Origin of the sequence: Bacillus sp. RIT 809 (genome assembly GCF_016892495.1) — a bacterium.
GTDB classification, from domain to species: domain Bacteria; phylum Bacillota; class Bacilli; order Bacillales; family Bacillaceae_G; genus Bacillus_A; species Bacillus_A cereus_U.
The window spans coordinates 74879-99346 of the sequence record NZ_JAFEMR010000012.1; the positions used below are offsets into that span (position 1 = coordinate 74879).

Below are 24468 nucleotides of genomic sequence, written 5' to 3' on the forward strand. Positions count from 1 at the left end.
AGGGGGATTTTATTATGTCACAACAAGTTACAATTTCATTTTCAGTAGTACCACAAGCGAAGAACAAAGATGTGTATTCCGTTGTTGATAAAGCAATTGAAGTTGTACAACAGTCGGGAGTTCGTTATGAAGTAGGGGCAATGGAAACAACGTTGGAAGGAGAATTAGATGTACTTCTTGACGTCATAAAACGTGCGCAACAAGCTTGCGTCGATGCTGGAGCAGAAGAAGTGATCACTTCTATTAAAATTCACTATCGTCCAAGTACGGGCGTAACGATTGACGAAAAAGTTTGGAAGTACCGTGATGAATATGCAAAACCAGAAGCGATCTAAAATAATCACAACAATTTGGCTTATCCTTCTCATTGCTATATGGGAAGGATCTGTTTCATTATTTAAAATTGAGCCGTGGATTTTACCGAAGCCGTCTGCAATTGTGCAAGAGTTAATTGGAATGAAAGATTTACTATTACCGAATACAGTGCAAACGTTACAGGAAGTAATAATTGGGTTGTTTTTTGCAATTTTACTTGGGACGAGTATTGCTATCATTATGGATGTCATCCCTTTATTTCGGATTTTAATGAATCCGTTGCTCGTTATTTCGCAAACAATTCCAATCGTTGTGCTCGCACCATTATTTATTATTTGGTTTGGATACGGAATGTTGCCAAAAGTAATGGTTGTTATTCTTGTTTGTTTCTTCCCAATTGCGCTTAGCATTTTAGAAGGTTTCCAAACGGTAGATAAAAATATGCTGAAGTTGTTACAAACGATGAAGGCGACAAAGTGGCAAATTTATCAGAAAGTAAAATTTCCAGCAGTGCTCCCGTACTTTTTCTCAGGTTTAAAAATTGCTGTTACATATAGTGTGATGGGAGCGATTATTGGGGAATGGCTTGGAGCGAGTGAAGGATTAGGGGTTATGCTCACAAGAGCGACAAAATCCTTTTTAACAGCTCGAGTATTTGGTGTTGCAGCGATTATCGTCATGGTGACATTATTCCTGTACTTTATTGTTGAATTTATGGCAAGAATAACAGCACCATGGATATACAGAAAGGGCGGCAGAAAATGAAAAAAGGTTTAAAAATTATGTTAGCTGCATTACTAGCAGTTGGTGTTACCGGATGTAATACGGCGAAGAAAGAAGAGAATACAAGCAAAGAAAAGAAAGTGAAAGTCGTTTTAGATTGGTTCCCGAATACAAACCATACTGGTTTATACGTAGCGAAGACGAAAGATTATTATAAAAAACAAGGATTAGATGTAGAAATTATTCAACCAGGTGATAATGTTACAGCGGAACAAATGATAGCTTCAGGAAAAGCTGATTTTGCAATAAGTGCACAAGAAAATGTAACGTTAGCTCGTGTTGAAGGTATTCCTGTTGTATCTGTAGGAGCGATTATCCAGCATAATACTTCAGCTTTTGCATCACTTAAAAAAGATAATATGACGTCACCAAAAGAATTTGAAGGTAAACGTTACGGCGGCTGGGGAGGACCAGCGGAAGAGGCGACGTTAAAGACAATTATGGATAAACATCAAGCTGATTTTAATAAAGTCGAAAAAATTATTCTTGGACAAACAGACTTCTTCAAATCAATTGGCCGCGATGCAGACTTTGAATGGATTTATTACGGATGGGATGGAATTGAAGCGAAGCGTCAAGGAAAAGAGTTAAATACAATTATGGTGAAAGACTTAGATCCAGCGCTCGATTTCTATAGTCCTGTTATTATTACAAGTGAAAAACATACGAAGCAAGATAAAGATTTTGTGAAAAAATTCATGACTGCAACGACAGAAGGCTATGATTTTGCAATTAAAGAACCGAAAGAAGCGGCGGATATTTTAATTAAAGCTGTTCCAGATGTGAATAAAGAATTAGTACAAGAAAGCCAAAAGTGGTTAAGTACAAAGTATCAAGATGATGCAAAAGCGTGGGGAGTACAGAAGGAAGAGATTTGGACAAATTACATGAATTTCTTATATGACAACAAAGTTATCAAAAAGAAAATTGATGTAAAAGATGCCTTTACAAATGAATTCCTTCCAAGTGAAAAATGAGTGGATTACAAATAAAAGATATTGTAAAAGCTTTCGATGGAAAGAATGTATTAGAAAATATTAGTGCTTCTATACAAGAGGGAGAGTTTGTCTCTTTTGTAGGTCCGAGTGGTTGTGGGAAAAGCACATTGTTAAATATGATTGCGAGTGTTGAAGAGCCAACGAGTGGAGAAGTGTTTTATAACGAGGAGTATGTAAAAAAACAAGATGTTGTTAGTTATATGCCGCAACAAGATTTATTACTACCGTGGCGATCGGCTTTACAAAATATTGTTCTTCCATTGGAAATCGAAGGGAAGCCTAAAAAACAAAGGCTGACAGAAGGAATGGAAGCATTAAAACAGTTTGAGCTAGATGAATATGCAGACCATTATCCAGATGAGTTATCAGGTGGAATGCGTCAAAGAATTAGTTTCCTTCGCACATATTTATGTGAAAAGCCAATTATGCTACTTGATGAGCCTTTTGGAAAATTAGATGCATTTACAAAAATGGAAGTACATAGTTGGCTCTTAAATTCTTGGCATCAAGAAAAGCAGACAATTGTTATGGTTACACATGACTTAGATGAAGCAATTTTGCTTTCTGATCGCGTATTTATTTTATCTCAAAGACCGGCATCAATTGTTGGAGAGGTACAAGTGAAATTACTTAGGCCGCGAACGATGGATATGTTAACATCGCTTGAGTTAAAGAAGGATAAGGAAGAAATTTTAAGAGTATTGGCTCCTTATATGAAAAAATAGAAAAAGTCTTTTAACAGTTTTTGGTATAATTGCTGTTAAGAGGCTTTTTTATATAGGAGGAAAAAGATGAAATCTATAGGGGAAATAGTGGATTCATTAACATCAGATAAATTGGAAGAAGGAACAAAAGAAAAAGTAGAGAATAGAATATAACAGAGTGGTTTATACTCTTAATATAACAAATGTTAAAGGAGTGAAAGGATAAAATGACTTTATCAACTGTTCTTCAAATGGTTTTAGCTTGATACGGGAGAAGTCTGCCCATTTTTAAAGATTAAGCTAAATTGAAGACAGCAGGTAAAGAACCTTAATCCTTTCTTACGATAATATGTAATGGGTAAGGTGTATTCACCTTACCCATTTTTATATGTATAACTAAATAAGGCTTTATACTGTTGTTCTCTCTATTTAGCTTATGGATCATAAGAAAAGGAGAGAAAAAAATGAGTATATTAACAGTAGAAAATGTAAGTCATTCATATGGTGAGAAAACCATTTTATATAATGCGTGCTTTCGATTATTAAAGGGCGAACATGTTGGGCTAGTAGGGAAAAATGGAATTGGAAAATCCACATTATTACGCTTATTAACAGGAGAACTTATACATGATGATGGAAACATTGAATGGTTTCCACATGTGAAGATTGGCTTTTTACAACAGCATATAGATTTACAAGAAGGCATAACAATTGAAGAATACTTGCAAAGTGCGTTTTCTAACCTGTATGAGTTGGAACGTGACATGTTAAAACTTACAGAAGAGATGGCTGGAGCAGGAGAAGTAGGAAAATTGTTAGTAAGGTATGGAGAGTTACAAACTATATTGGAGAATTCTAATTTTTATCAAATTCATACAAAAATTGAGGAAGTAGCAACCGGCTTAGGCTTGTTTGAAATAGGATTGGAAAAGGATATTTCAAAGTTAAGTGGTGGTCAGCGGACAAAGTTGTTACTTGGGAAACTCCTTTTAGAAAAAGCGGATGTTTTATTATTAGATGAGCCAACTAACTATTTAGATACGGCACATATAGAATGGTTGCAATCATATTTACGAATGTATGAAAAAGCTTATATTATCATTTCGCATGATGAAATATTTTTGAACAATATTACGAATGTTATTTATCATCTAGAGGAGCGTACAATTAATCGCTATGTAGGTGATTATAAGAGTTTTCTGCGTAATTATGAACTGCAAAAGAAACAATTACAAGCAGCATATACGAAACAGCAAAAGGAAATTGCACATTTAGAGAGTTTTATTCAAAAAAATAAAATTCGTAAAGCGAAACAAGCGAAAAGTCGTGAAAAAGTATTAGAGAAAATGCAAAAGGTTGAAAAGGTTAACGATGTATCTCGTGCTCGTTTTGATTTTAATGTTTATACTGAGCCAGTGAGTCGTATATTACAGGTAGAGGAACTAAAAATTGGTTATGGTGAACCGTTATTTCCAGAATTGGATTTTCAAGTGAAAAAAGGGGAAAAGATTGCAATTATTGGTCATAATGGGATTGGAAAAACAACAATGTTAAAAACATTACTAGGACAAATAAAACCGTTAAGCGGTTCAGTTTCTGTTGGGGAAAGAGTAAAACCCGCTTATTTTGCACAAGAGGAATTTTCCTCAGAAATAACTGCACTAGAGAGAGTATGGGCAGGAAGACCAGACATGACAAGAAAAGAAATCCGACAAGTATTAGCAAAGTGCGGATTGAAAGAAGAACATGTATTAAAACCTATTCAGTTATTAAGTGGAGGAGAACAAACAAAAGTACGATTATGCGAACTTATCGTAACTAAAAGCAATGTTTTAATTTTAGATGAACCAACTAACCATTTGGATACAGAGACTAAGACGGCTTTACAGGAATCGTTAAAACAATATAAAGGTACGGTTTTAATTGTTTCACATGAGCCATCTTTCTATGAAGCATGGATAACGAAAATATGGAATATCGAAGAATGGAACGTTTAACAGCATGAATCAAGAAAAGGCATTAGCCCTTATGAGCTAATGCTTTTTCTTTGGTTATATTTATAATAATACTAGATGCCTTTCCCTAATAGGCTACTATCTTTCTTTATATATATAGATAGTTTGAAATGGAATGGAAATGATTCCTATATGTAAAGGATAATGTGATTAGTATGGGAAGACAATAGAACTTAAAGGGAATTCATGTGAAATTCAGATGAACTTCACATAAACTTCATATTGAAAACTGAATAATATTATAATAGGTTATTATAATATTTATTTTCGATTTTTCGCAAAATTAAAAGTGTGGTGGGGGTTTTTGTGCCTTCGTCATCGATTTAGGAGAAGGGATATCGCCGTTTTTTTATGCATTAGTAATTTCATAATGATTATTTGTTTTACTACAAATTTTAACGTGCAAAATTTGTGTTCGATTATCGTTTAAATAAAGTGAAACTTGGAAAAATTGTATGAAGTCAATCTTGAATGACGTAGCAGGATGATGAAATTTTATGTAAAATAATAGTAAAAATATGTAAAGTAGTGGATAGTGTGGATGTGTTTTTGAACATTGCTGAGGAAAAAATTCGTCAAGCAATATGGAATGGTGATCTTGATAGTATTCCGGGAAAAGAAAAACCACTACAATTAGAAGATTTTTCAATGGTACCTCCAGAATTAAGAATGAGTTATAAAATCTTGAAAAATGCAGGAAGGATGCCACTAGAAATGGAAATACAAAAAGATATATTGAAAATAGAGGATTTAATCGCTTGCTGTTATGATGAGGCAGAGAGAAAAAAATTACAAGAAGAGTTAACGGTAAAAACGCTGCGCTTTCAGCAGGTAATGGAAAAGAGAAAGGTTAAAGATAGTTCAGCATTTCGTATGTATCAAGATAAGTATTTCGTAAATTACGTGAAGAGGGATAAGATGAGTAAATTTGAAACGATAGAAGAATTAGCGACATATATTGAAGAACAACAATTAGTACTCCTGTTTATTAAAACGGAAAATTGTGGTGTTTGTGATGTCATGTTAAGGAAAGTAAATTACGTATTAGAGAATTATGATCACGTAGAGAAAGTAGAGATATTACTACAAGACATGCAAGAGATTGCAGGGCGGTATTCAGTACTTACAGGGCCGACAGTTTTATTATTTTATAATGGGAAAGAAATTCTTCGTGAATCGCGCTTTATTTCACTTGAAAATATTGAGAGAGTACTTCAGTTGTTAGAAAAATAAGGGAGGTTTTTATATGGGGTTTGTTATAGCGGCATTACTATTTTGTGTTTTAATTTGGATGATTGCAGTATCAGTTAGATCAAATAAACGAAGAGTAAATCTTACTAAAAAGAGTAATACACATAGTACGTCTAACAGCTCATCACCATTATTTTTCTTTGCTGGATCTGATAGTGATAGTTCACATGATGGTGGCTCGCATGATTGCGGAGGATCTTTTGGCGGAGATAGTGGAGGTAGCTGCGGTGGTGGCGGGGATTGATGAGAATACGCCTTATATGGGCGTATTTCTTTTTAAACAAACGTTTGATTAGTTGGCTTACATGTGCTTAAAAACAGTTAAACAAACGTTTGATTAAATATCGTTGTCGGTACGCTTATGATTCAACTTGTACCAGAAAATATGATTGGCAGAGTAAATGGAACAATTTTATCACTGTTATGGGCGCCATGTTAATAGGAACTTCACTAGCTAGAGGATTGAAGGAAATGACGTCAGTAGTTATTGTATTTTGTATAGCGATGTCACTTGTTTTATTAGCAATAGGTCCGGTTTTACGTATGCAAATAAAGAAAGTAGATGTTGTTAATCGGGAGGAAATGACGAATTCATTGGTTTCGAAATAGCTATTGTAAGGGGGCAGAACTGCTCCCTTTTTCTAGGGGGATCTTTTGACAATGAAATGTACCAACTATATACTGATGTTGTAAAAATAATTTTACAGGTTAGGAGAAACGGTGTGAAAAATCAAATCTATGAATTACGCACTGAAAATAATATTTCACAAGGTGCATTAGCTGATAAGTGTAACGTATCAAGACAGACGATAAATGCAATTGAGAATAATAAGTATGATCCAAGCTTAGCGCTAGCATTCCGGTTAGCAGAAGTATTAGGAACAACTGTCGATAAACTATTTTTGTACAAGCTGTAGAGTCTTTAATTGTACAACGTTATCGTTAAAAATAAAGGGAAAGATCCTCTTCGCGTTTGAAGAGGATCTTTTTCTTATATTGTTTTAGTTTTCGGATTAGGTGGTGTAACAGACGTATCATTTTCAGGTACTCTAGTTAATAAGAATCCACCGATAATAAATAGGACAATAATACTAAGGACACCAGCGTTCGTTTTTCCTGTTAATTGTGTTGTGACACCTACTAATACTGGACCCATAATTGCCGCGAATTTACCAAAGATATTATAAAATCCGAAGAATTCATTTGCAGATTCTTTCGGCACTAGTTTTGCGAAATAAGAACGGCTAAGTGCTTGAATCCCGCCCTGAGAAGTAGCAACCAGCATTGCTAAAATCCAGAAATCTAGTGTCGTTTTTAAGAAATAAGCATATATGCAAATAATGATATAAATAATAATGCCGACATATAGCATTTTTTTACCGGTAAATGTTTCTGATAGTTTTCCATATAATAAAGCGAATGGACAAGCGACAATTTGTGTTACAAATAAGATGATTAATAGATTGGTTGCACTAATACCGAGATCTGTTCCGTAAGCAGTAGACATAGTAATAATTGTATCTACCCCGTCAATGTAGAAAAAGTAAGCTATTAGGAACATAAATACAGTTTTATATTCTTTAATATTTTTAAAAGTATCAGCAAGGCGCTTGAAGCTCATTGCAATTGGTCTTGGATGACGTTCAATATAGTGTGTTTGCTCTACATTTTTTAGCATTGGTATCGTAAATAGTCCCCACCAAAGAGCTGTTATTGCAAAGGAAATTTGACTAGCAATTCCGACCGATAGGGGGATAGTTCCTTTTTGAGCAAGAATGATAAGAGCAATACAACCGATAAAAGGAATTGTGCTCCCAATATAACCTAATGCAAAGCCTCTTGTAGAAATTCGGTCCATTCTATCTTTAGATGTAACATCTATTAAAAATGCATCATAAAAAATATTTGCTCCAGCAAAGCCGACTAATGCGAGCATATAGCATCCTAGTAATAAGTACCACTGAGATGTTGGAACAACTGCTAGCATACTTGTAAATACGATACCGAGTCCAAAGAAGAATGTGAAAAATCGTTTTTTAAATCCCTTATAATCAGCAACTGTGCCGAGAATAGGAGCGAGTATAGAAATTAAAAGTGTAGCGAACGAGTTTGCATATCCCCAATAGGCTGTTGAAGTTGCACCAGATAGTCCAGCTTCTTTTGCAGCTGCTTTAAAGTAAATTGGAAATAATGCAGTTGTAATGACGAGCGAATATACCGAGTTAGCCCAATCATATAATATCCAGCTTTTTTCTTGTCTGGACATTTTTTTCATATAATGTTCCCCCTTAAATTTGTTCTACTAACAGTGTACAAAAATAAAAATTGTAAAAAGAGAAACAGTGATGATTTTTACATAACTTTTACATATATACACAGTTCTTTACAATTGAAGCAAATCCTCTACAATTGCTCCGTCTGTTTCACCTAAGTGCAAACCGAGTAATCTAGCAATAGTCGGGCCTTCATCAATAAGTCTCATATACGGGACTGTAACACCACTTTGAATGCCTTTCCCAGCAGCTATAAAAATTGTTTCATAGTTAGGTTTTGTTGGAGAATATCCGTGTGTGCCAAATGTATATTTCTTACTAGAAGTAACATCTTTTTTAGTAATTTCTTTTATGAAATCCCCTGTATAATTTTCAATGAAGTAATAACCTTCCATGGCTTCTAGCATAAATAAGCAATTACCATCAGCACCACGTTCTTTTGCATCTTCATCGTGCAGAATAAATTCAATTCCATTTTGTTTATCCTGAAGAAGCCCTTCAAGAAGAAGTTGAATCTCTTTAATCGTTTCAGTATCATTTTTATCTCTTACATGCACGTAGGCAGATCCATCACAGCTTTGGCAATAAGCTTTCCAATCTAGTAACTTTCCACTTTTGTTTACGGATATAAGTCCTTTTTGACGGAATAGGACATTTAGTTGGATTGCTTTGTTTTCACTTAAAGCGCTATGATCGCCAAGTGCAATAATTGTACTCTCTTCGTATATCCCGCTTTCTTTTAATGCATGAATAATTTTTCCAAGGCGTTCGTCGTGTCTATGGATTGCAGCTACTGTTTCCTCGGAATCGAAGCCATGGTAATGTCTTTGAGTGTCTAAATCAGTAAAATGTACAAATATAACATTAGGCTTTTTCGTATGGATTGTATGTACGGCAGAAGCAAGGACGAAATCATCAAGCTCAGGCTGTGATAATCCATTTCGTATATGGCCGAAACGACGATTTAAATCTAATTGATATAGCGGGCTACCGCTAAATAATGAAACTAAAATTTGATTTTGCCACGGTCTATTTGGAAAAATTTCTGGTAAATTGTAATCGATATTTGCTCTTCCAGTAACAGGCCATAGAAGGGCTGCTGTCGTTAAATTTGCTTTGCGTGCTTCATCATATAAAGTTGTTCCTTTAATGGACTTTCGATACCAATGCCAATCTGGTGACTCACGTCCTGGTTGAAGTAATGTATTGCTGACAACGCCATGCTTATTAGGATAATTACCGGTTACGATTGTTGAGTGGCTTGGATATGTTACAGAAGGATAAATTGGCTCCACTTTTTTCGCAATCGCGCCCTTTTTTATTAAAGTGTGGAAATTAGGTAGTTTTTGTAATATAGGAAAATCTAAAGCTGATAAGCAGTCGAAAGATAAAATAATGACGTGATTTGTTAATGCTTTATCCATAAAGTTTCCCTCCTGATTATATAAAACCTATTCTTATATATTACTATTAATACCTGGTAATAAAAATATATTTTTGAATAAAATTCTATTGTTTATTTTCAGAAAAATTAAACATATAATAAGTATAAGGGAATGAATGGAAGGAGGGAATACCGTGGATTGGTTAGATGGATTTGGTATCTTTTACATCATTGGTGGAGTCACGATTCTCCTTGTATTTTTTATGTCATATTTACTAAAGAAACGTTTTCCAGACAAACAGTTTGATATTATATTTGCACTTAGTTTAGTACTTCTTTGTTTAGCTTTCTTTCCTGTAACAATGATTGCTATTGGTGGATGGGAAGGAATGGGATATGGATTTATTTGTTTCTTCGTTTTAATTGGTACACTTATTGGTATGGTTGCTCATCAACTTGTAAAAATAGTTCGGAAAAGTTATGTATAAAACAGTAAGAATTGAAAAGAATGTATAAAAAAAAAGAAAATTCACTCTTGTTTTGGAGTGGAATTTATATTATGATATTCAACAAATTTATTTCGTTATAACGATGAAAAAGGAATAGTACATGTCTTACCTTTTTGCAGAGAGAGAATCCTTTTGGCTGGAAGATTCTTAAAAGACGATATGGAACCTACCTTTGAGTTCTGCATATGCAGCGGGAAATTCCCGTTATCAAAAAGAGAGCATACTCAATTTTTTGTGTATGAATCAGGGTGGTAACGCCGACAAAGCTCGGTCCCTATTTGGGGACGCGGGCTTTTTCTATTTTCTAAAGGAGGAAGAATGACTATGGTAAAAGAACAAGTACAAGCCATTACGAAGATGGAAGAAGACTTTGCTCAGTGGTATACCGATATTGTAAAAAAAGCGGAGCTTGTTGATTATTCAAGTGTGAAAGGTTGTATGATTTTACGTCCATACGGTTATGCATTATGGGAAAATATGCAGAAAGTGATGGATGAAAAATTAAAAGAATCTGGTCATGAAAATGTGTACATGCCAATGTTTATTCCAGAGAGTTTATTACAAAAAGAGAAAGATCATGTTGAAGGATTTGCTCCTGAAGTAGCATGGGTTACTCATGGTGGGGATGAAAAGTTAGCGGAAAGGCTTTGTGTACGCCCTACATCTGAAACTTTGTTCTGTGAGCATTTTTCAAAAATTGTTCAATCATATAATGATTTACCAAAGTTATATAATCAGTGGTGTTCAGTAGTTCGTTGGGAGAAGACGACGAGACCATTCCTTCGTACAACTGAATTTTTATGGCAAGAAGGTCATACGATTCATGAAACGGCAGAAGAATCTCAAATTGAAACATTAAATATTTTAAATCTATATGCTGCTTTTTGTGAAGAGTATTTAGCGATTCCGGTTATTAAAGGGCAAAAAACAGAAAAAGAAAAGTTTGCAGGAGCGAAGGCAACTTATACGATTGAAAGTTTAATGCATGATGGAAAAGCACTTCAAACAGGAACATCTCATAACTTTGGAACGAATTTCTCTGAAGCATTTGATATTAAGTTTTTAGATCGTAACGGTAAGTGGCAATATGTACACCAAACTTCGTGGGGTGTATCAACGAGAATGATAGGTGGACTTATTATGGTCCATAGCGATAATAACGGACTTGTAATGCCGCCAAAAGTCGCTCCAGTACAAATTGTTATTGTACCTATTGCTCAGCATAAAGAAGGTGTGTTAGAAAAAGCAACAGAGTTACAAGGACGTATTCAGAAGGTTGCGCGTGTAAAAATAGATGCTAGTAATAAAACACCGGGCTGGAAATTTAATGAGTATGAAATGAAGGGAATTCCAATTCGATTAGAAGTTGGTCCAAAGGATATTGAAAAGAATCAAGTTGTACTTGTAAGGCGAGATACGAAAGAAAAAGAATTTATAGCAATGGATCAATTAGAAGAACGTATTCCATCATTACTTGAGGAAATTCATCATTCTTTATTTAATAAAGCAAAAGTATTTCGCGATGAGAATACGTATAGTGTGACGAATTTCGAAGAGATGAAAAAAGCAGTTGATGAAAAGCAAGGGTTTATTAAGGCGATGTGGTGTGGAGAACTAGCTTGTGAAGAGAAACTAAAAGAAGAAGTTGGAGTATCTTCACGCTGTATGCCTTTTGAACAAGAACATTTAGCTGACGAATGTATTTGCTGTAGTAAAGAAGCAAAGCACATGGTCTATTGGGGAAAAGCATATTAATACTCTTTCTGATAGATGCCAAAAGGACTTTGGGTTGCATAATAAACTACAATCCAAAGTCCTTTTTAGTTTTATAATTTGTTTCATGTATTTTTTAGATGGAAGGATGTTGGTCTTTATTTTGCATTTTTACGGCGAATAAACAATAACATACCAATTAGGAATGTTGAAAGTCCCATTAAAATAGATGCAGGATAATGCGCTGCAGTAGTAGGTAACTTATCACCTTGTTTTGTCGCATTATCTTTTACGTTACCACCTTGTGAACTGCTATCACCTTTAACTCGATTGCCCTCTTGAGAGCCTTTGCCATCTTGCGAACTGCTATCGCCCTTAACTCGATTGCCACCAGAACCGTTGCCACCAGAACCACTGCCATCAGAACCGTTGCCACCAGCACCGTTACCACCGGAACCGTTACCACCGGAACCGTTGCCACCAGAACCGTTGCCACCAGAACCGTTGCCACCAGAACCGCTACCACCAGAACCACTGCCATCAGAACCGTTGCCACCAGAACCGCTACCGCCAGAACCGTTGCCACCAGAACCGTTACCACCGGAACCATTGCCACCAGAACCGTTACCACCGGAACCATTGCCACCAGAACCGTTACCACCGGAACCATTGCCACCAGAACCGTTACCACCAGAACCGTTGCCACCAGAACCATTACCACCGGAACCGTTGCCACCAGAACCGTTACCACCGGAACCGTTGCCACCAGAACCGCTACCACCAGAACCACTGCCATCAGAACCGTTGCCACCAGAACCGCTACCGCCAGAGCCGCTACCACCGGAACCATTGCCACCAGAACCGTTGCCACCAGAACCGTTGCCACCAGAACCACTGCCATCAGAACCGTTGCCACCAGAACCGTTGCCACCAGAACCACTGCCATCAGAGCCGCTACCGCCAGAACCGTTGCCACCAGAACCACTGCCATCAGAGCCGCTACCGCCAGAACCGTTGCCACCAGAGCCGTTGCCACCAGAGCCGTTGCCACCAGAGCCGCTACCGCCAGAGCCGCTACCACCAGAACCGTTGCCACCAGAGCCATTGCCGCCAGAACCGTTGCCACCAGAACCACTGCCATCAGAGCCGCTACCGCCAGAACCGTTGCCACCAGAGCCATTGCCGCCAGAACCACTATCGTCCTGAGAACCGTTGCTTCCTGGAGGTTTATTATTATCTTTTGAGTTTCCTTCTGCTAAATGATCACTGTTTTGTACAATAGCGTTTGTTATTGGATTGAAGTTTTCAGTTGCAGCACTACCAATATTTAAGCCGCTAAAAAAGGATAAAGAAAGTGTTGATGCTAAAATGAAGATTTTTGTCATTGTTTTCCTCCTGAAGAAAAAATTATTGTTCCATCTAAAATACACCCCTTCGTAATATTTCATAGGAAAAAGAGTTTTATGCAAAAAAAACTATATATAGAAAAAGGTGGTGTATTTCTAAAGGGAGAAAAGAGTTAATGTAAATTTTTTGCAAATAGTAGAGTGATGGAGAATTTATACTCATAACAGTAGAGGAAGTGGCAACGGATGAAAGAATATATTGCATTTGATATTGGTGGTACGCAAATTAAATATGGAATTGTTTCAGAAATAGGGGTAGTACTAATGCATAAAAAGGTCCCAACAGAAATTCACTTGGGCGGGGAACAAATTGTTCAAAAGCTTATATGTTTATCAAAAAAGTTAATGACTGAACATACTATTTCCGGAATTGGTATTAGTACAGCGGGAATTGTTGATATTGATAAAGGAGTGATAACGGGAGGTGTGGATCATATTCCGCGTTATGCTAATATTTCTATTGTTGAGAGATTACAAGAAGCATTAAAAGTTCCTGTATCTATTGAAAATGATGTTAATTGTGCAGCCTTAGGCGAGAAATGGAAAGGTACAGGGAGGGAAGAAAGCGATTTTATTATGCTTACGCTTGGAACGGGCATTGGTGGAGCAATTGTTATAAATGGGGAGTTATACCGTGGACATTCGTTTGGCGCTGGGGAATGGGGGAACATGTTAATAGAAGGGAATACTTTTGAGGAGGTTGCCTCAATTTCGGGATTAATTCATCTTGTACGAAGATATAAAGGTGAAAAGGAGTGGGATGGTAAAACAATTTTCGAATTATATGATAAGGGTGATAGCGGTGTTACTCAAGCCGTGAAGATTTTCTTTAAACATTTGGCGATTGGAATTAGTAACCTTGCTTATATTTTTAATCCGAAAATAATTATTATTGGTGGGGGAATTACTGAAAGAGGAGATGATTTCTTAAATGAAGTGAAGAAAGAGATAGGAACATACTTAAATCAAGAGATTTATAGTAATTGTGAGATTAAACTTGCACAAAGCGGCAATTGTGCAGGAATGATTGGTTCTATTTACCACTTATTACATCAGTATAAATAAATATAGTATCTGTTTTCATATAATTGAGAATTTATCCTTTTTCTCATTAGATAAATAATGCTACAATATAAGAGGAGAATACAATGTTTTCCGATTTGGAAAATGCTTTGTAGAAAGGAAGAAACTTCATGCCTATTATTTTAGAAAAAGGACAAAAGATTGATTTAACGAAAGGACAACCGAGAGTAGCGAAACTGCAGGTTGGCTTAGGCTGGGATCCAATTGGGCAATCAGGTGGGTTTCTGTCTTCTTTATTTGGAAGTAAACCAAGTGTAGATTGTGATGCATCTGTTGTTATGTTAGAAGGGGATCGTTTTTTAAACAAAAATGATCTAGTTTACTTCGGCAACAAACTTTCTACTTGTGGTAGTATCATTCATTCAGGAGATAATTTAACAGGTGAAGGCGCTGGTGACGACGAAACAATTTTCGTAGAATTACATAAAGTTCCGAGCCGTATTAATCGTTTAGTATTCGTTGTAAATATTTACGACTGTGTAAATCGTCGTCAAGATTTTGGGATGATTCGCAATGCATATATTCGTATTCAAAACCCACAAACAGGTGAAGAATTAGCACGTTATAATTTGTCAGATAATTACGCTGGCAAAATGACTTTAATTGCAGGGGAAATGTATCGAGACGGAAACGAATGGAAGTTTTCAGCAGTTGGAGAAGGAACACAAGATAAAAACTTAAGTGAGATTGTATCACGTTACCAATAAAATAAACCAAGGAGGAATTGTATATGGCATCAATTTCATTGAAAAAAGGACAAAAGGTAGACTTAACAAAAACAAATCCAGGTCTTTCGAAAGTTCTTGTAGGACTTGGTTGGGATACGAATCGTTATGACGGACAAAACGATTTCGATTTAGATGTTAGTATCTTCTTAGTAGGTACTAACGGTAAAGTTTCAGGAGCAGAGGATTTCGTCTTCTATAATAATCCAAAAGGTGCGAATGGTGCTGTAGAGCATTTAGGAGATAACCGTACAGGTGAAGGTGAAGGCGACGATGAAACAATTAAAATAGACTTAAAAAATGTGCCTGCACATATCGAACGTATTTGCTTCGCAATCACAATTTATGATGGAGAAGGCCGTAGCCAAAACTTCGGACAAGTTTCTAACTCTTTCGTACGCATTCTGGATGAAGAAAAGAATGCAGAATTAATTCGTTACGATTTAGGAGAAGATTTCTCTATTGAAACAGCTGTAGTAGTAAGCGAATTATACCGTCACGCAGGTGAATGGAAATTCAATGCAATCGGAAGTGGATTCCAAGGTGGATTAGGTTCTCTATGTAATAACTTTGGTTTAGATGTAGAGTAATAGATTTATATATCCATCAGTGAAACGCGTATTTACTGATGGATATATTTTTTGAAATTAAAATATAGAGGTGAATATATATGGTTATTCAATTGCAAAAAGGACAGAAAATTGATTTAGCTAAAACAAGCCCAGGTTTATCAAGAGCAGTAATTGGTCTTGGATGGGATATTAAATCTTATGATGGTGGATCTGATTTCGATTTAGATGCATCTGCCTTTTTATTAGATGCGAACGGGAAATGTACGAAGGAAACTGATTTTATTTTCTATAATAATTTACAGTCTCCTTGTGAATCAGTTTTACATACAGGAGATAACCGTACAGGTGAAGGTGACGGCGATGATGAGCAACTTGTTGTCGATTTGAAAAAGGTTCCAGCAGATGTTCATAAAATTGCTATTACAGTTACAATTTATGATGGTGAAGGCCGTAATCAAAACTTTGGACAGGTTGCAAATGCATTCGTTCGTTTAGCAAATGAAGAAACAAACGAAGAAGTTCTTCGTTTTGATTTAGGGGAAGATTTCTCCATTGAAACAGCAGTTGTCTTTTGTGAATTATATCGTCATAATGGACAGTGGAAGTTTAGTGCAGTAGGAAGCGGATTCCAAGGTGGATTAGGTGCGCTTGTAAAAGCGTATGGCTTGGATGCATAAGAAGGGAAACGGCATTCGTTTCCTTTTTTTGACCTTTCTATAAATCTAGCAAAGAATAGGGGATAAAGGTAAGATGAGTATTTTGCAAGGAATCCTTGATACGTATGCTCAGTTTTTCGACTTGGACATGTGGATTAAAGTGTTACAAGATCCAGTATCTTGGGGGTTAATAGGTACACTTGTTGTACTTGAAGGTTTATTATCTGCTGACAATGCACTTGTGTTAGCGGTAATGGTAAAACATCTTCCAGAAGAAAAACGAAAAAAAGCATTATTCTATGGACTGATTGGAGCTTATGTATTCCGTTTTATTGCAATTGGAATCGGAATGTTCTTAATTAAACTGGCATGGGTAAAAGTGTTAGGTGCGCTTTACTTAGCTTGGCTGTCAATTAAATATTTCATTGATAAAAGAAAAGGCACTTCAGAAGAAGAGGAAGCCCATGGTATGAACCAAAATAGTATTCTCTTCAGAATGTTCGGTGTTTTCTGGGGAACGGTTGCGATGGTTGAATTAATGGATATCGCATTCTCTGTAGATAGTGTACTTGCTGCATTTGGTGTATCGAATGAAGTTTGGATTTTACTATTAGGTGGAATGCTCGGTATTTTAATGATGCGTGGTATCGCTGGCGTATTCTTAAAATTGTTAGAGCGTATTCCAGAACTTGAAACGACAGCATATATTTTAATCTTAATTATTGCGGCAAAAATGCTGTTATCTGTCATTCATATTGAAGTAAGTCATACAGTGTTCTTTATTGTTTTAGTTGTAGCGTTTGGAATAACATTTATAATTCACTACATGAAGAATAGTGGACAAGCACGAGAAGAAGTTGCAGCTACTAAAAATGAACATAAATAATTGAAATGGGTTTGCTCGTTATGCGAGCGCCCATTTTTTATAACTAAAAATAGTTTATAATAGAAGAGAGACTTTAGAAAAAACGTAAATGTTTTTGGAGGTGAACTGTTGTGTTTTCACGTTTTACACTTCAACCATGTGCATTAAAAGATGAATCAGATTTAAAGCAATTTGAAGCACTTTTAGAAAAACGCCCACAATATGAACTGACAGAGAATGAGATGAAATTTAGTTACATAGCAAGTCGCATTCTTGGTGTTCCGAATGATGTAGATGAATATTTCAATGGGCTATTTGATTATAGTGAAGCAAAAGGGATCGAGGTTTTGCATGAACAAAATTTAAATAAGGTGATTGATCCCGAAAAACTGCGCCATATTCAAGAAGTTTTTGCATTACATCAAGAAGCGCCGAATGGACTTACAGTAAATAGGCTTGTAGCACATTTGTCTGGGAAACAACTATTACCGCAAGTAGACAATCCGGATTTACAGCATTATATATATACGACGTTTATTGCTGTATTGAAATTGTATGAGAAACAACATAATCAATCTTTAAAAACAGAAGGATTCCGGCGTTTCTTAATCGATATGATTAAATTAAGTGAAAATTACGTAGCGAAGTGGTTCTCTACGATTAATTATAAGAAACAAATGCCGCGTATCGTTTGGTACGGTGATGCGACGGAGAGTCGTATATATTTCTTATACTTTCTTATTATGCTCGGCTGCGATGTGCTTTATTATCACCCAGAAGGAAAAGATGGATTTGAGAGTGTAGATGAGGAAGGAAAGACCTTTGTCATATCTCATTCGGGGCGTATTTCATTAGAACCATTTCCTGATCGGCGTCGTGAACGCGTCGCAACAGTAGCTTATCAAGCTTCAAAAGAAATCGAGCAAGTACTTCACCACGATAATTCATTATTATACAAACCGTGGCAATTCCGTTCGTATACACCTGTAGCCCGTACGCTCAAAACAACGTACGATGAACTCTTTTTAATTACGAAAGAAAAGGCATTTGTACGTCCAACATTCTTTGTTGAAAATAAGCATATTTATATTCCTTCTTTATTTGCAAAAATATCAGGCGTTTCAAAGAATGATAAAGAATATTTCCAGCGATTAAAGGCTGTTACATCATTTGATAACAGTTTTTTAATTAATACATTCCCGTTTACGAAAGAACAAAAAGCGAATTTCCAATATCATTATCGTGATGCATTGGACCGCGGGGGGAAGTTACATCCGGATTTAATTATGAACAGCCACTGGTGGCCGCATAAGCGTTTACCAGAAGGATTACAACATGGTATTGCAGAAGCGATTATTCATACGTGTGAAAGTGAAATGTGTAAACCAATTGCGAGAGAGACGAAACAAGATGTAGCACTGTATGTTTTCGCACAACTCTCGCAAATACCACCGAACATTTTAGAGCAGCTTGAGAAATTTGATTATTCGCAAGAAGTACCGAAAATTGTTATATTTAATAATGAGAAGAGCGGAGAATTAAGTCGTTCTGATGCTGTGTTATTACTATTTTTAAATCAAATTGGAGTAGATGTATTCCACTTTAATCCAACGGGGAGAAACGATATTGAACCGTATATTGAATCGGGAGCATTTGATTCACATTGGCTTGAAGAAGTTAATTTCGATCTTGAATTTCATGGTTCATCAGCCTATAAAAATTTATCACAAACAATAAAAGGACTATTTCGTCCATTTTTATAAGGAAAGGGAGAATATCATATGAATAACCCAGTCGTACTAGATTCGAAAACAGAATTGAATGAGCAAACCGCACAAGACGTTCGCTTGCAACTTAGACAAGATGCTGAAGTACAACGTATTTATAATGCAGTAGACATTAAAGACCAACTAGAATTAATCGAGCTTGGAAAAGAGCCTTCTATGGAGATTTCACGTTTCGCTGATCAAATTTTACATACAATGTCTTTATCGAAAATAGAAGACTCTGGTGAATTATTAAAACAGCTTGGTAAAATTATGGACAGATTTGATAGTAAAGACTTTGCAGAAGAGAAAAGTGGTTTCTTCTCACGTATGTTCAAAAAAGCAGATAAAATGATTGAACAAATCTTTAGTAAGTATCAGACGATGGGTCGCGAAATGGATAAAGTATACGTAGAAATTACGAAGTATCAAGATGAAATGAAAAAATCAATTGGTACGTTAGATGGTTTATATGAGCAAAACTTAAAGTATTATTTAGACTTAGAAAAATACGTAGTAGCAGGGGAAATGTTATTAGAGCGTTTAAATACAGAGTTAGTTCCGATGTACGAAGAGCGCATACGTAATAATGATCAGTTAGCAGGTATTGAATTAGAATCGCTTAAAAACTCTGTTGAAATTTTAGAACAACGTATTGATGATTTAGAAAAAGCACGTATGGTTGCTCTATTAACAGCGCCACAAATTCGTATGATTCAACGCGGTAACAATAAATTAATCGGTAAAATCAATACAGCATTTATTACAACGATTCCTATTTTTAAAAATGGTATCATTCAAGCAGTAAATGCGAAACGTCAAAAACTTGTTGCGGACTCTATGGCTGAACTTGATCGCCGTACAAATGAATTACTTAAGAAAAATGCACAAAATATCGCAACTCAAAGTGTGGAAGTAGCGAGAATATCAGGTTCTTCTAGTATTAAGATGGAAACACTTGAGGAAACTTGGAACATTATTTCAAGAGGTATGCAAGAAACACAACAAATTGAAGAGCAAAATAAACGTGAGCGTGAAGAAAGTCGTAAGCGTATGGCTACATTAACAGAAAACATTAAAAAAGAATTACAAGGATAAACAAAAAGGCAATGAGGAATATTCCTCATTGCCTTTTATTCGCTATTTGCACTTTGTTTTCTCTTAAATAATTTAATGATTTCATTCACAACAAGCGGAATGATACTTAACAAGAGAACAAATCCCCAATCTCGCATTGTTAATGCATGCACACCAAATATATTGGCAAGAGGTGGGATGGAGATGATACACACTTGCATAAGAACACCGATTAGAAGTGAGAAGACTAAATATTTATTTGTAAATATCCCAATTGAAAAAATTGATTTCGTTCTTGAACGTAAGTTAAATGAATGAACGAGTTGAGAAAAACTAAGAACGACAAATGCCATCGTTTGAGCGTGTAATAGAGCGTCTTCATCAATTTGATCTGGGAAGAGAGGAAATAAATTTGTATCTCCTGTATAGAGCTTTGCCCCGACGATAAAGGCTGTTAAAGTAAGAAGTCCAATTACAACCCCATTGAAAATAAGAAAAGGAACGCTGCCGCTAAATAAGCTTTCTTTCGCATGTCGTGGTTTGTCCTTCATCACATCTGGATCTTCAGGATCAACACCGAGTGATAATGCAGGCAGTGTATCTGTAATTAAATTTACCCACAAAATGTGAATAGGTCGTAGTGGTGTTGCCCAGCCGAGTAAAATAGCTAAAAAGAGAGCTATAATTTCGCCGAAGTTACAAGAGAGTAGGAAGAGAATAGACTTTTTAATATTACGATAAATATTTCTTCCTTCTTCAACAGCTTTCACAATAGATGAGAAGTTATCATCTGTTAAAACTACATCTGCTGCGCCTTTTGCGACATCTGTTCCTGTAATTCCCATCGCTACTCCAACATCAGCTTGTTTTAAAGAGGGAGCATCATTTACACCGTCACCAGTCATGGAAACGATATTTCCTTCATCACGTAATGCTTTTACAATCTTCACTTTATGTTCTGGAGAAACCCTAGCAAAGACATTTAAGTGATTAATTTTACTTGCTAGTTCTGTATCTGAAATGTTATCTAATTCAGTTCCAATCATAATTTCAGATTTTTCTTCAGCAATACCAAGTTCTTTGGCAATTGCAAAGGCGGTATCCTTATGATCACCAGTAATCATAACTGTGCGAATACCAGCTTTTTTACATTCTATAATTGAATCTTTTACTTCTGTGCGTGGTGGATCAATCATACCGACAAGACCGATAAAGATGAGATTTTCTTCGAGGTGATTAATATCCACATCGTTTGAATCGTATCGTTTATATGCGAATGAAAGTACTCTTAAGGCTTCTTGCGACATTGATCCGGCAGCTTCTAATATTTGATTTTTATCAGAATCTGTTAGGACCTCCAGTTTATTATTTATAAAAATATGGGTACAGTGAGGTAAAAGTTTATCAATAGCACCTTTCGTCATGCTATAGTAGCCTTCATCGTACGTATGTACAGTTGACATCATTTTACGATCAGAATCGAAAGGCAATTCGTTAACACGTTCATGTTTATTTTCTAAATAATCTTTTTGAATGTTAAAAGAGCTTCCGGCAACAAGAAGGGCAATTTCTGTAGGATCCCCCGTTTGTGAGTCGGCACCGTAAGAAGCATCGTTGCATAAAACCATATTTTCTAATAATAGACGGTGTGCAGCATTATTTACATTCAAATTTTCTAGCTGATCGTATGCACGATCACTATAAAAGTGAGTAACAGTCATTTTATTTTGAGTTAATGTACCTGTTTTATCTGAACAAATAATCGTGACAGAACCGAGAGCTTCAACAGCTGGTAGTTTACGAATGATAACGTTTTGTTTAATCATACGCTGAACACCAATTGCAAGAACGATGGAAACGATAGCTGGTAAGCCTTCTGGAATGGCTGCAACAGCTAAACTAATTGCGGTCATAAACATTTCCAAAGTATCTCTTCCTTGTAAAAAACCGATGAGAAACATAATAACGCAAATAGCTACAGCGACAAAACCTAAATATTTTCCTACTTGTGCTAAGCTTTTTTGAAGCGGTGTCATATCATCTTCAGCTTCATGCAAAAGAGTTGCGATTTTTCCGATTTGTGATTTCATTCCAGTTTCGACAGCAACACCGACGCCACGTCCGTATGTTACTAACGTCGACATAAAGGCCATGTTTTTTTGATCGCCTAATGGTACTTGCTCATCACTTTGCATGGAAGGGTGGTAGACTGCATCTTTATCGACAGGGACAGATTCACCAGTTAGAGCAGATTCTTCAATTTTTAAATTCGCAGTTTCGATAAGTCGTAAATCGCAGGGGATATACCGCCCAGCATCAAGCATAACGATATCACCTGGAACGACGTGCTCAGATGGAATCTCTTTAAGCTCACCATCTCGCTTTACGATAGCTTTAGGTGTTGCCATCTTTTTCAATGCTTCTAAAGCCTGTTCTGCTTTCGATTCTTGGATTACACCGATAACAGCATTTAAAACTACAACGAGCGCGATAATACTTGCATCGGCCCATTCACCTACAAAGGCGGAAATAAGGGCAGCGATAATAAGGACATATACGAGGACGTCATTAATTTGAGCGAAAACGCGCTGCCATAAAGTACGTTTTTGTTTTGAAGTCAATTCGTTTGGACCATACTGTTTTAAACGTTCATTTACGTTTTCATCTGTTAAACCGTGCTGTTCATTTGTTTCTAGGTCGATTAATGTTTGATTTTTCGTCTTACTGTACCAATTGCTCATAAGTAAGCACCCCCAGTAAAAACAGTTAGCAATGGTAGTGTGGCAATTTTTTTAGAGTAGTATGTATGGAGAAAAAATCTAAGGTGAGGTTCTACTTTCATTGTACAGTATTTTAGAATGTGATGAGGAAAAGAGAAGAGTTGTCATGAATTTGTTGAAATTAAAAGAGCCTCGAATACGTGAGGCTCTTTGTTATTTTTTAATTAATGTACCTAATTCCTCAGTAATAGCTTGCATTTCACTAATACTGAATGTTTCACGTTTCATAACATGCTCATAAATGTCACGTAAGTCCTCGTACATTTCTGCGTTAAAACTAGCAGCTCTCATTGCTCCAGCATTAACCATGCGTAATTTTTCTTTAATAGCTTCTACCATATATTCAACGTTTGCTTCTGATTTTACGGATAAATCCACCGAAGTGTCCCCCTTTAAAATAACATAAGGTTATCTTAACATTTTTTTATCATTTTCGTTAATGAAACTTTTCAATCCTATTAAATTAGTAGGGATTTCCTTTATATTTAATAATTGGTTGTTTATACTATATAAGTATATAGTAAGAAATGCACCAAGAAGGGAAGAAACAAAAATATGGTCCGAGTATTATTTGTTTGTCTTGGGAACATTTGTCGTTCTCCAATGGCAGAAGCAATTTTTCGAGATCTTGTCGTAAAAGAGGGACTCGAAGAGAAAATTGTCATTGATTCTGCAGGAACTGGAGATTGGCATATTGGTCATCCACCACATAAAGGAACACAAAAAATTTTAAAAGAAAATGAAGTCTCTTTTGAAGGAATTAAAGCACGGCAAGTAGAAAAAGAAGACTTAACAAAGTTTGATTATATTATTGCCATGGACAACAAGAATATAGCGGATTTAAAAAGTTTTGATAAAACTGGAGGCTATATTGGTAGACTGTCCGATTTTGTTCCAGACGGTGGCTGGACAGACGTTCCTGACCCTTACTTTACAGGGAACTTCCAAGAAGTGTATGACCTTGTAACAGAAGGGTGTGTAAAGCTATTAGCTTTCATTCGAAATGAACAAGGAATATGAGGAAGCTTAGAAAGTAATACTTTCTAATATAAGAAATGAAAGGGTGAAGGAATATGGCAAAGAAAAATAATATTGCTCGAAACATTGCGATTGGTGTAGCTGCAGGTGTAGCTGTATCTATGTTAAAGAAAGAAAACCGTGAAAAAGTAAAAAACACGGCAGAAAAAGCAAAAACAAAGATGATTGAAATTGGTGAAAATGCGAAGATAAAAGAAAAAGTGCAAACTGTTACAGATAAAGGACGCGAACTTGCTGATTTCAATGTAGTGAAAGCGAAAGTAGCAGAAATTAAAAAATTGACGCCGTCTGTTGTAGAAACGTTAAAAGAAACGAAAGAAATTTTTAGTAAGAAAAAAATTGTGCCAGTAGAAAAGCCGGAAACGATTGAAATTCAAGCTGTATCTCCAAAGGTAGATGAGCTTAAAGCAGAAGAAGAGCCAGTGGTAGCTGAAGATGGTGGTATGAAAGAAGCGCGTGAATTATTTATGAAGGACTCAAATGCAGAGGAAAAAAAAACTGAAGCATACATTGAGCTAAAGCAAAATAAAGAAGAGAAGAAAAGCGTCTAAAACA

24 protein-coding genes, 2 pseudogenes and 1 other annotated feature are annotated in these 24468 nt (G+C 36.0%); of the genes and pseudogenes, 21 read left to right on the forward strand and 5 right to left on the reverse strand.

Annotated elements, in window-relative coordinates; all coding sequences use genetic code 11:
* The first annotated feature begins 14 nt into the window (after positions 1 to 14).
* The 10 genes and pseudogenes from JTF23_RS14560 (at position 15) to JTF23_RS14600 (ending at position 6983) form a co-directional block, all read left to right on the forward strand.
* A complete protein-coding gene (locus tag JTF23_RS14560; RefSeq protein ID WP_000082898.1) occupies positions 15 to 335 on the forward strand; it encodes an MTH1187 family thiamine-binding protein in 321 nt (106 codons plus the stop codon).
* Positions 307 to 1080: an ABC transporter permease gene (locus JTF23_RS14565; RefSeq protein WP_002113653.1), complete on the forward strand. Its 774-nt coding sequence runs from the start codon at positions 307 to 309 to the stop codon at positions 1078 to 1080. The genes JTF23_RS14560 and JTF23_RS14565 overlap by 29 nt, the downstream gene beginning before the upstream one ends.
* Entirely contained in the window at positions 1077 to 2075 is a 999-nt protein-coding gene (locus JTF23_RS14570) for an ABC transporter substrate-binding protein (protein ID WP_204209068.1), read from the forward strand. Before JTF23_RS14565 ends, JTF23_RS14570 begins: the two co-directional genes overlap by 4 nt.
* Positions 2072 to 2821 (forward strand): ABC transporter ATP-binding protein, encoded by a 750-nt coding sequence (locus JTF23_RS14575; protein WP_002159430.1) that lies wholly within the window; start codon positions 2072 to 2074, stop codon positions 2819 to 2821. Before JTF23_RS14570 ends, JTF23_RS14575 begins: the two co-directional genes overlap by 4 nt.
* A gap of 443 nt (positions 2822 to 3264) precedes the next feature.
* Positions 3265 to 4797 carry an ABC-F family ATP-binding cassette domain-containing protein gene (locus JTF23_RS14580; RefSeq protein ID WP_204209069.1) on the forward strand — a complete coding sequence of 511 codons (1533 nt, stop codon included), beginning with the start codon at positions 3265 to 3267 and terminating at the stop codon, positions 4795 to 4797.
* 555 nt (positions 4798 to 5352) lie between these two features.
* Positions 5353 to 5732 (forward strand): annotated as a pseudogene (locus JTF23_RS27855) (DnaJ family domain-containing protein).
* 1 nt (position 5733) lies between these two features.
* Entirely contained in the window at positions 5734 to 6048 is a 315-nt protein-coding gene (locus JTF23_RS27860) for a thioredoxin family protein (RefSeq protein WP_002113668.1), read from the forward strand.
* A gap of 13 nt (positions 6049 to 6061) precedes the next feature.
* Positions 6062 to 6310, forward strand: a complete 249-nt coding sequence (locus JTF23_RS14590) for a hypothetical protein (protein WP_204209070.1) — start codon at positions 6062 to 6064, stop codon at positions 6308 to 6310.
* A gap of 93 nt (positions 6311 to 6403) precedes the next feature.
* Positions 6404 to 6675, forward strand: a pseudogene (locus JTF23_RS14595) (MFS transporter); the annotation flags it as partial.
* Between the two features lie 56 nt (positions 6676 to 6731).
* Positions 6732 to 6983, forward strand: a complete 252-nt coding sequence (locus JTF23_RS14600; protein WP_078173516.1) for a helix-turn-helix transcriptional regulator — start codon at positions 6732 to 6734, stop codon at positions 6981 to 6983.
* A gap of 74 nt (positions 6984 to 7057) precedes the next feature.
* On the opposite strand, the gene JTF23_RS14605 is transcribed toward JTF23_RS14600, so the two are convergent.
* Both JTF23_RS14605 and JTF23_RS14610 read right to left on the reverse strand, forming a co-directional pair.
* Positions 7058 to 8341 (reverse strand): MFS transporter, encoded by a 1284-nt coding sequence (locus JTF23_RS14605; protein ID WP_016103438.1) that lies wholly within the window; start codon positions 8339 to 8341, stop codon positions 7058 to 7060.
* A 108-nt stretch (positions 8342 to 8449) separates the two neighbouring features.
* Positions 8450 to 9763 (reverse strand): alkaline phosphatase family protein, encoded by a 1314-nt coding sequence (locus tag JTF23_RS14610; RefSeq protein ID WP_204209071.1) that lies wholly within the window; start codon positions 9761 to 9763, stop codon positions 8450 to 8452.
* 154 nt (positions 9764 to 9917) lie between these two features.
* On the opposite strand from JTF23_RS14610, the gene JTF23_RS14615 reads away from it, so the two are divergent.
* Together JTF23_RS14615 and proS are read left to right on the forward strand one after the other, a co-directional pair.
* Positions 9918 to 10211: a YesK-like family protein gene (locus tag JTF23_RS14615; RefSeq protein WP_002151635.1), complete on the forward strand. Its 294-nt coding sequence runs from the start codon at positions 9918 to 9920 to the stop codon at positions 10209 to 10211.
* Positions 10212 to 10305: 94 nt separating this feature from the next.
* Positions 10306 to 10511: a binding site (T-box leader), on the forward strand.
* Positions 10512 to 10556: 45 nt separating this feature from the next.
* Positions 10557 to 11987: a proline--tRNA ligase gene (gene proS, locus JTF23_RS14620; protein ID WP_204209097.1), complete on the forward strand. Its 1431-nt coding sequence runs from the start codon at positions 10557 to 10559 to the stop codon at positions 11985 to 11987.
* A 116-nt stretch (positions 11988 to 12103) separates the two neighbouring features.
* Here proS and JTF23_RS14625 read toward each other — a convergent pair whose 3' ends face one another.
* Positions 12104 to 13330 (reverse strand): cell wall anchor protein, encoded by a 1227-nt coding sequence (locus tag JTF23_RS14625; protein ID WP_204209072.1) that lies wholly within the window; start codon positions 13328 to 13330, stop codon positions 12104 to 12106.
* Between the two features lie 207 nt (positions 13331 to 13537).
* Between JTF23_RS14625 and JTF23_RS14630 the strand changes: the two genes are divergently transcribed.
* The 7 genes from JTF23_RS14630 to JTF23_RS14660 all read left to right on the forward strand — a co-directional run bounded on the left by JTF23_RS14630 (position 13538) and on the right by JTF23_RS14660 (position 20116).
* On the forward strand, positions 13538 to 14416 hold the full coding sequence (locus JTF23_RS14630) for an ROK family protein (RefSeq protein ID WP_204209073.1): 879 nt from the start codon (positions 13538 to 13540) through the stop codon (positions 14414 to 14416).
* Positions 14417 to 14544: 128 nt separating this feature from the next.
* Complete coding sequence (locus JTF23_RS14635) at positions 14545 to 15141, forward strand: TerD family protein (protein ID WP_002029589.1); 597 nt, start codon at positions 14545 to 14547, stop codon at positions 15139 to 15141.
* Between the two features lie 23 nt (positions 15142 to 15164).
* Positions 15165 to 15749, forward strand: a complete 585-nt coding sequence (locus JTF23_RS14640) for a TerD family protein (protein ID WP_204209074.1) — start codon at positions 15165 to 15167, stop codon at positions 15747 to 15749.
* An 80-nt stretch (positions 15750 to 15829) separates the two neighbouring features.
* The gene (locus tag JTF23_RS14645) at positions 15830 to 16408 is read left to right on the forward strand and encodes a TerD family protein (protein WP_044444321.1); all 579 of its coding nucleotides are present in this window, start codon (positions 15830 to 15832) and stop codon (positions 16406 to 16408) included.
* A 73-nt stretch (positions 16409 to 16481) separates the two neighbouring features.
* The gene (locus JTF23_RS14650) at positions 16482 to 17273 is read left to right on the forward strand and encodes a TerC family protein (protein WP_002113704.1); all 792 of its coding nucleotides are present in this window, start codon (positions 16482 to 16484) and stop codon (positions 17271 to 17273) included.
* A 110-nt stretch (positions 17274 to 17383) separates the two neighbouring features.
* Positions 17384 to 19015: a YceG family protein gene (locus JTF23_RS14655; protein ID WP_002159417.1), complete on the forward strand. Its 1632-nt coding sequence runs from the start codon at positions 17384 to 17386 to the stop codon at positions 19013 to 19015.
* An 18-nt stretch (positions 19016 to 19033) separates the two neighbouring features.
* Positions 19034 to 20116, forward strand: a complete 1083-nt coding sequence (locus JTF23_RS14660) for a toxic anion resistance protein (RefSeq protein ID WP_002115838.1) — start codon at positions 19034 to 19036, stop codon at positions 20114 to 20116.
* Positions 20117 to 20151: 35 nt separating this feature from the next.
* On the opposite strand, the gene JTF23_RS14665 is transcribed toward JTF23_RS14660, so the two are convergent.
* On the reverse strand, positions 20152 to 22836 hold the full coding sequence (locus JTF23_RS14665; RefSeq protein WP_204209075.1) for a cation-translocating P-type ATPase: 2685 nt from the start codon (positions 22834 to 22836) through the stop codon (positions 20152 to 20154).
* A gap of 192 nt (positions 22837 to 23028) precedes the next feature.
* Complete coding sequence (locus JTF23_RS14670) at positions 23029 to 23253, reverse strand: DUF1128 domain-containing protein (RefSeq protein ID WP_002113714.1); 225 nt, start codon at positions 23251 to 23253, stop codon at positions 23029 to 23031.
* 177 nt (positions 23254 to 23430) lie between these two features.
* Here JTF23_RS14670 and JTF23_RS14675 point away from each other — a divergent pair, with 177 nt between their 5' ends.
* Both JTF23_RS14675 and JTF23_RS14680 read left to right on the forward strand, forming a co-directional pair.
* Positions 23431 to 23895, forward strand: coding sequence for a low molecular weight protein-tyrosine-phosphatase (locus JTF23_RS14675; protein ID WP_002159414.1), 465 nt, complete (start codon positions 23431 to 23433; stop codon positions 23893 to 23895).
* Positions 23896 to 23948: 53 nt separating this feature from the next.
* Positions 23949 to 24464, forward strand: a complete 516-nt coding sequence (locus tag JTF23_RS14680; RefSeq protein WP_002115844.1) for a DUF4075 domain-containing protein — start codon at positions 23949 to 23951, stop codon at positions 24462 to 24464.
* Positions 24465 to 24468 lie beyond the last annotated feature (4 nt).

Coding starts and splice junctions, on each gene's coding strand:
- JTF23_RS14610 (WP_204209071.1), bottom strand. CDS start 9,763: ATGGATAAAGCATTAACAAATCACGTCATTATTTTATCTTTCGACTGC.
- JTF23_RS27860 (WP_002113668.1), top strand. CDS start 5,734: ATGAGTAAATTTGAAACGATAGAAGAATTAGCGACATATATTGAAGAA.
- JTF23_RS14590 (WP_204209070.1), top strand. CDS start 6,062: ATGGGGTTTGTTATAGCGGCATTACTATTTTGTGTTTTAATTTGGATG.
- JTF23_RS14630 (WP_204209073.1), top strand. CDS start 13,538: ATGAAAGAATATATTGCATTTGATATTGGTGGTACGCAAATTAAATAT.
- JTF23_RS14565 (WP_002113653.1), top strand. CDS start 307: ATGAATATGCAAAACCAGAAGCGATCTAAAATAATCACAACAATTTGG.
- JTF23_RS14575 (WP_002159430.1), top strand. CDS start 2,072: ATGAGTGGATTACAAATAAAAGATATTGTAAAAGCTTTCGATGGAAAG.
- JTF23_RS14570 (WP_204209068.1), top strand. CDS start 1,077: ATGAAAAAAGGTTTAAAAATTATGTTAGCTGCATTACTAGCAGTTGGT.
- JTF23_RS14660 (WP_002115838.1), top strand. CDS start 19,034: ATGAATAACCCAGTCGTACTAGATTCGAAAACAGAATTGAATGAGCAA.
- JTF23_RS14665 (WP_204209075.1), bottom strand. CDS start 22,836: ATGAGCAATTGGTACAGTAAGACGAAAAATCAAACATTAATCGACCTA.
- JTF23_RS14650 (WP_002113704.1), top strand. CDS start 16,482: ATGAGTATTTTGCAAGGAATCCTTGATACGTATGCTCAGTTTTTCGAC.
- JTF23_RS14675 (WP_002159414.1), top strand. CDS start 23,431: ATGGTCCGAGTATTATTTGTTTGTCTTGGGAACATTTGTCGTTCTCCA.
- JTF23_RS14645 (WP_044444321.1), top strand. CDS start 15,830: ATGGTTATTCAATTGCAAAAAGGACAGAAAATTGATTTAGCTAAAACA.
- JTF23_RS14560 (WP_000082898.1), top strand. CDS start 15: ATGTCACAACAAGTTACAATTTCATTTTCAGTAGTACCACAAGCGAAG.
- JTF23_RS14635 (WP_002029589.1), top strand. CDS start 14,545: ATGCCTATTATTTTAGAAAAAGGACAAAAGATTGATTTAACGAAAGGA.
- JTF23_RS14580 (WP_204209069.1), top strand. CDS start 3,265: ATGAGTATATTAACAGTAGAAAATGTAAGTCATTCATATGGTGAGAAA.
- proS (WP_204209097.1), top strand. CDS start 10,557: ATGGTAAAAGAACAAGTACAAGCCATTACGAAGATGGAAGAAGACTTT.
- JTF23_RS14605 (WP_016103438.1), bottom strand. CDS start 8,341: ATGAAAAAAATGTCCAGACAAGAAAAAAGCTGGATATTATATGATTGG.
- JTF23_RS14680 (WP_002115844.1), top strand. CDS start 23,949: ATGGCAAAGAAAAATAATATTGCTCGAAACATTGCGATTGGTGTAGCT.
- JTF23_RS14640 (WP_204209074.1), top strand. CDS start 15,165: ATGGCATCAATTTCATTGAAAAAAGGACAAAAGGTAGACTTAACAAAA.
- JTF23_RS14625 (WP_204209072.1), bottom strand. CDS start 13,330: ATGACAAAAATCTTCATTTTAGCATCAACACTTTCTTTATCCTTTTTT.
- JTF23_RS14600 (WP_078173516.1), top strand. CDS start 6,732: ATGTACCAACTATATACTGATGTTGTAAAAATAATTTTACAGGTTAGG.